The following is a 4,232-nucleotide window of genomic DNA, read 5'->3' on the forward strand; positions in this document are numbered from 1 at the left end:
TGCGTTACGGCGGATTGGTAAATTTTCGTAAAAATCTCAAGTTGGTCGCCGCCTAACGCACCCTACAATAAAGAAACTCACTTTTTGGCTAAATATTGGTGCGTTACGGCGGATGGCTAAATTTTGGTAAAAATCTCAAGTTGGTCGCCGCCTAACGCTACAATAAAGAAACTCACTTTTTGGCTCAATATTGGTGCGTTACGGCGGATTTCTAAATTTTGGTAAAAATCTCAAGTTGGTCGCCGCCTAACGCACCCTACAATCAAGAAACTGGCATCGGAATTTGGAGAATACCATCGGTTCCCACATGACAATTTAGCTTAATTTTTTCCATCTATTTTGCTCCAGAAAAACCTATTATATTTTATCTAAAATTAGTCTAAATTTACCAGTATATTGATAATTAATCTTACAACCAAACAAACCGGGTTTCTATCAGCATGAAGGTTGGGTGACAGAGATGGTCGTCAATTACCCGGTTTCTGGATAGAGGCGATCGCCTCATCCTAGGTACTGTCTCAATACAGGTGACATCCGATAAAGGCGATCGGTTTTTTCCAGCCAACAACGACGGCTAAGAGATTGTAAGGTATTGAGTAAATCTGCAGATGGCATCGGGGCAATTTCTAAGAGTTTGACTAGGGCGATCGCCTCATCTTCTTTAGCTAAAAGCGATAAAAGTTGCTTTTCTGGTTCCGATAGGTAAGCCAACGGTTGCTGTAAAATATCTTGCAAATCTTGAGGCAATAAAAAAGGCTGATTTGCTAACACTTCACTCACGGTTAAGCCTAATTCAACCATAAAATTCGCCACAGTTTTTAACCATAACGGGTTGCCTTGATAATAGTCAATAAATCGGGAGCCATTTGCTTCGGGTTCTAATCCTTGTTGGGCGATAATTTGGTGAGCGGATGCAGTGTCTAACCCCCTCAAGATTAAGTTATGGGTATTTGGGTGTTTAATTTGAGCAATTTCTCGCCGGTATTCCCAACCCATCAGGATAAAACAACTTTGATGCGATCGCTCTTTAATTTGTTTAAATAAACTGCGATAATCCTCAGATTTTGGTTGATAGTGACCAGCCAATTCACCCCGCCTAAACAGGTAATTGATATCATCTCAAATAATTAAACAGCGATGATTTTGTAAATATTTCATCAGGGGTAGCCGTGAAGTTTGATTATCCCCCTCGGTAAAAATTTCGGTTAAATTATTTTGCAATTGGGCGACAGTGGGGCAAGTTTCCAGACTACGCCAAATCACATATTCAAATTCATGTTTAATTTCTTCTACCAGTTTGATACCCAGGGCGGTTTTTCCCATCCCTATCATGCCAGTAATAGTTAAAAGTTGTGCTTTTTCTGTGAGGATTAATGTTTTGAGGAGTTCCAGTTCAGCAGTACGATTAGAGAAGTTACCTAACTTGGGCATTTCACTTAAATCGTGATGGAAAGTTGGGCTTTGTTGGGGGTTAGATGTTGTTTGATGTTGTGGGTTTTGGTTGGGTATATCTGGTGGTTGTCTGGCTTGTCCACAAGTGTTAAAACTACTAATGGCTACAACGTCCTGTGCAAAATTTGTCACATGATCAATTTGCCACCTCTGTATGGTCGAGCGAAAATTGGATTTCTTAACCTCTTCTCCCAACTCCTCTGAAAGAGTCTGCCATAATTTCGCTCCAACATCCCGAACATAACTCTCGTTACAGTGCTTTTCCTGGGCAATTTCGCTGTATTTCTTGCCTTGCAGAGTTCCCCGTGCGATCGCCTGTTGCAAGTCATCAAGGTGTTGCCCAGTCTTAGCAAACACCAGAGCGTCAGCCATTTTTAGCACTTCATCAACATTCATGGAGTCGGGTAGATTTTGTGATTTTCCATATTATAGCCAACATTTACCAGCATTTTACCACAAATTATTGCATTTTACCACATTTTTGACGAGGTGGAGTTGGAGTTGCCAACAAAATTGCCAACAAAATTATATTTTTTCCAAACCCAGTCATAACAAGTCGTTGCTATGATCAATATAAATCAACTGTTATCGATTTATTAAGGTTAACTACATGGAGCAAGCTCTAGAGAAGCACACAGAGCAACCTGCACCTTTTAGGCTCTACAATAGCAAGCAGAGCCTAACCATAAAAATCCTTAAAGAAGGCGATCAAGTTTTGAATGTCTCATACATTGGCGATAAAATCCATATAGCGGTGCGCCAAAAAAATGAGGAAGTTTTAAGTTACGTCGTCTTTCTTGATGAGGGTGGACAGCCTAGATTGTCTAAAAATTCAGCGATTACTATCACTTATGGAGATGATGAAATTGAAGCATTGGTCGTCGATCCTAATAGGCTCGACAATAACCAAAAGAGCCTAATCATAAAAATCCTTAAACAAGGCGATCAAGTTTTGAATGTCTCATACATTGGCGATAAAATCCATATAGCGGTGCGCCAAAAAAATGAGGAAGTTTTAAGTTACGTCGCCTCTTATGATGAGAGTGGACAGCCTAGATTGTCTAAAAATCCAGCAATTACTATCACTTATGGAGATGGCGAAGTTGAAGCCTTGGCCGTCGATCCTAATAGTGGACAGGAAATTTTGTCTATAACGAATTAATGAGGTAAATAGTGGGTAAGAAGTCTCTGAAAATTACTGTCAATAATTTGGATGATGATAACTACGCGGATGTTGCTCATAAGATAGTTAAGGCAGTCAAGTCCGAAGCTCCCAATAGTGATGTTTCTATTCTAGGGGCCAGTCCAGAAGTGTTTGAAGCTTCCTCTAAGAAGAAAATAAAAGGTGAGTAATGTGGCTCTTAAAAAACGACCCAACGAACACAAAAAAGCACAAAAATTAGTTAAGCAGCGGGATGGGAACGAATGTGAAATTTGCGGTAAAATAGGAGAAATCGCACATGGACATCATGTTATTGCTTACAGTGATGGTGGGCCAGCGGATTTAACAAATATGATGACGCTTTGCCCAGACTGTCACAGAGCTTATCACAATGGTGAAATAAAAGTAGATATTTGGCGATTTTAATTAAAACGTCAAATTTTTGTGTAGTAGTTTAATTGAACGTGATAGTGTGCGTTATGCGGATAAAAATTTATGGATATAATCGGTAATTTATAGATTCACTTTAACGCACCTTTGTTGCTAAATATTGGTGCGTTACGGCGGATTGGTAAATTTTCGTAAAAATCTCAAGTTGGTCGCCGCCTAACGCACCCTACAATAAAGAAACCGGGTTTCTGTGAGCATTTTGGTTGGGTGACAGAGATTTGGTGTCAATTACCCGGTTTCTGAATTAAGTTTACCGCTGATGCTATAATCAAATAATCATATCTATAACAATCGATAACTAAGATGTCGCCCGCTAAAGAAATCTCAATTTCCTTACCAACATCCCTAGTACAATTTATTGAGAACTATAAAACCGCCAAAGGATGTCAATCCCCTGACCAAGTGATTCAATTAGCTTTAGAATTATTGAGAAATCAAGAACTAGAATCCGCTTACAGAGAAGCATCTAGTGAAATTGATTCCGCTTGGGATATTACAATTGCCGATGGATTAACCGATGAAACGTGGTGAAATTTACTATGCTAATCTCAGTCCGGCGGTTGGATCGGAAATGGATAAACGCCGCCCCGTGCTTATAGTAAGTAACGATGCAAATAACCGCGCAGCGGATACAGTGACAATTCTACCCATTACCTCTAATGTGACTCGCGTTTACCCTTTTGAAGTGTTAATCAATCCAGAGGATAGCGGTTTATCCAAGCCTTCCAAGGTGCAAGCGCAGCAGGTGCGAACTATTTCTAAACAAAGGATCGGTGGGGATGCCGTGGGTTTTTTGAGTCAGGAAGTTATGCAAATAGTAGAGACTGCCCTCAAACTCCACTTCAAGCTAGATTAAATTTCCTCACGATCGCCATTGATTCATTCACCTTTATTTGTGGTTAAAAAAGCGCGATTCCCGTCTCTGGATCCGCTGCGCGGAATCGCGCCTCAAGCAACTAAGCAAAAAAACCGGGTTTCTATGAGTATTTTGGTTGGGTGGCTTTCGATGGTCGTAAATTACCCGGTTTCTGAAGCCCTCTACCAACCCCAAAACGGCGATCGCTTGCCATTACAAAATAGTTAAATAAGTGTCCATTGAGTCTTTGGTAGCGTTAGTTGGGGGTAAATTTCTGCCTCCAATTAACCATCTCTATTGCCAACGTAACGC

The 4,232-nt window shown here is 40.4% G+C and carries 6 protein-coding genes; 4 read left to right on the forward strand and 2 right to left on the reverse strand.

What is annotated here, in order from left to right; translation table 11 throughout:
• Positions 1–501: 501 nt before the first annotated feature.
• Together ACTIE0_RS23060 and ACTIE0_RS23065 are read right to left on the reverse strand one after the other, a co-directional pair.
• Positions 502–1,086 carry a hypothetical protein gene (locus tag ACTIE0_RS23060; protein ID WP_439517003.1) on the reverse strand — a complete coding sequence of 195 codons (585 nt, stop codon included), beginning with the start codon at positions 1,084–1,086 and terminating at the stop codon, positions 502–504.
• A 33-nt stretch (positions 1,087–1,119) separates the two neighbouring features.
• Positions 1,120–1,848 carry a helix-turn-helix domain-containing protein gene (locus tag ACTIE0_RS23065; protein ID WP_488193808.1) on the reverse strand — a complete coding sequence of 243 codons (729 nt, stop codon included), beginning with the start codon at positions 1,846–1,848 and terminating at the stop codon, positions 1,120–1,122.
• A 214-nt stretch (positions 1,849–2,062) separates the two neighbouring features.
• Between ACTIE0_RS23065 and ACTIE0_RS23070 the strand changes: the two genes are divergently transcribed.
• From ACTIE0_RS23070 to ACTIE0_RS23085, 4 genes are all read left to right on the forward strand, one after another.
• Positions 2,063–2,614: a hypothetical protein gene (locus ACTIE0_RS23070; protein WP_035758546.1), complete on the forward strand. Its 552-nt coding sequence runs from the start codon at positions 2,063–2,065 to the stop codon at positions 2,612–2,614.
• A gap of 183 nt (positions 2,615–2,797) precedes the next feature.
• A complete protein-coding gene (locus ACTIE0_RS23075) occupies positions 2,798–3,040 on the forward strand; it encodes an HNH endonuclease (protein WP_006669670.1) in 243 nt (80 codons plus the stop codon).
• Between the two features lie 327 nt (positions 3,041–3,367).
• Positions 3,368–3,595 (forward strand): hypothetical protein, encoded by a 228-nt coding sequence (locus ACTIE0_RS23080; RefSeq protein WP_006620406.1) that lies wholly within the window; start codon positions 3,368–3,370, stop codon positions 3,593–3,595.
• Complete coding sequence (locus ACTIE0_RS23085; RefSeq protein ID WP_006620407.1) at positions 3,582–3,920, forward strand: type II toxin-antitoxin system PemK/MazF family toxin; 339 nt, start codon at positions 3,582–3,584, stop codon at positions 3,918–3,920. Before ACTIE0_RS23080 ends, ACTIE0_RS23085 begins: the two co-directional genes overlap by 14 nt.
• The last annotated feature ends 312 nt before the right edge of the window (positions 3,921–4,232 follow it).

The sequence above is a fragment of the Limnospira sp. genome (assembly GCF_051859755.1).
Classification (GTDB): Bacteria; Cyanobacteriota; Cyanobacteriia; order Cyanobacteriales; family Microcoleaceae; genus Limnospira; species Limnospira fusiformis.